Consider the following 1,763-nt stretch of genomic DNA (forward strand, 5'->3'; position numbering starts at 1 on the left):
CCGCGCGCCAGCGCATCGGCCACGAAGTCGTGCCCGTCCCGCGCGTCGCGCAGCGCGACGAAAAGCTCGCCCGGGCCGGCCGCGCGGCTGTCGATGCCGATGGCGCGGATGTCGAGCCCGTCGGGCGCCGTCCCGCCGGTCGCCTCGCGCAGCTCGCCAGAGGTCCAGAGCGGGCTCATGCGCCGCCGCCGGCGAGGCGGCGCACCGTCCCGGCATCGTCGAAGGGCAGGGTCTCGGTGCCGATGGTCTGGCCGGATTCGTGCCCCTTGCCGGCGATGGCCAGCACATCCCCCGGCCCCAGCGCGGCCAGGCCGGCGGCGATGGCGGCGGCGCGGTCGCCCATCTCGGTCACCTCGGCCTCGCCCGTCATGCCGGCGCGCACGGCGGCGCGGATCGCCGCCGGGTCCTCGGTGCGCGGATTGTCATCGGTCAGGATGGCGTGGTCGGCCAGCCGGGCGCAGACCGCGCCCATCAGCGGCCGCTTGCCCGGGTCGCGGTCGCCGCCGGCGCCGAAGACCACGTGCAACCGGCCAAGCGCATGCGGACGCAGCGCGGTGAGCAGCCGCTCCAGCGCGTCCGGCGTATGGGCGTAGTCGACATAGACGGCGGCGCCATGGGGCAGCCGCGCCGCCAGCTCCATCCGCCCGCGCACGCCGGCGAGGCGCGGCAGCAGGGCGAGCACCCGGTCGGCCGGCAGGCCGCAGGCGACGGCCAGGCCGGCGGCGAGCATCACATTGTCGGCCTGGAAGCGGCCGGGCAGCGCCAGGGTCAGCTCGGCGCGGCGGCCGAAGGCGTCCAGCGCGATCTCCTGCCCCTCGGGGCGCGGCGCGTGGCGCAGCAGGCGGATCTGCTCGCCGGCCTCGCCCACGGTGTGGAACTTCAGATGCCGCCGCCGGGCGATGCGGCGCAGCGCCTCCAGCAGCTCGGGCGCCATGTCGGCATTGGCGACCGCGTGGTCGCCCTGGTCCAGCAGGGTGTCGAAGAGGCGCAGCTTGGCCGCGGCATAGGCGGCCATGTCGCCGTGATAGTCGAGATGGTCCCGCGTCAGGTTGCTGAAGCCGGCGGCGGTCAGCATCAGCCCGTCCAGCCGCCGCTGCTCCAGCCCGTGCGAGGAGGCCTCGAGCGCGGCGTGCTGCACGCCGGCGCGGGCCAGCCCGGCCAGGGTCTGGTGCAGCACCACCGGATCGGGCGTGGTCAGCGACGGCGTCTCGGGAAAGCCGGGCGCGCGCAGGCCGAGCGTGCCGAGCGAGGCCGCCTTGCTGCCGGCCAGGGTCCAGATCTGTCGCAGGAAATCGACCGTGCTGGTCTTGCCGTTGGTGCCGGTGACGGCGACGACCTTCGCCGGCTGCTGGCCGAAGAAGCTTGCGGCCAGGCGGGCCAGGGCGCGCCGCGGGTCGGCCACCGCCAGCAGCGGCCGCGGCGGCACCCCGGCGGGCCATTCGGTTCCCTCCGGCGCCAGCACCGCGCCGGCGCCACGGGCCACCGCCTCCTCGATGAAGGCGCGGCCATCGGCCCGCGCGCCGGGCAGGGCGGCGAAGAGATAGCCGGGGCGGACGGCGCGGCTGTCGGCGGTCAGGCCGAGGATCTCGGCATTGCCGCCGGGCCAGCCCTGGGTGGATGCCGGAACCGCCTGCCGCATCAGGTCACCGAGCCGCAAGGCCCGCTCCCTGGTTGGAGGTGAGGCGCAGCGGCACGGGCGGCGGCAGCGCCCCCGGCGCGGCGCGGCCGGGCAGGGTCGGCATCGGCACGGCGCGCGGCAGCAC

1 protein-coding gene is annotated in these 1,763 nt (G+C 76.7%); it reads right to left on the reverse strand.

The annotated features are described in order from the left end of the window. Positions 1–175: 175 nt before the first annotated feature. A complete protein-coding gene (locus ACVMLK_RS20925; RefSeq protein ID WP_457487526.1) occupies positions 176–1,639 on the reverse strand; it encodes a UDP-N-acetylmuramoyl-L-alanyl-D-glutamate--2,6-diaminopimelate ligase in 1,464 nt (487 codons plus the stop codon). Positions 1,640–1,763 lie beyond the last annotated feature (124 nt).

The organism is Teichococcus aerofrigidensis, from assembly GCF_054073225.1.

What these genes read in the sequence shown, in the direction of transcription:
- ACVMLK_RS20925 (WP_457487526.1), bottom strand. Translation starts at nt 1,639, where the DNA reads ATGCGGCAGGCGGTTCCGGCATCCACCCAGGGCTGGCCCGGCGGCAAT.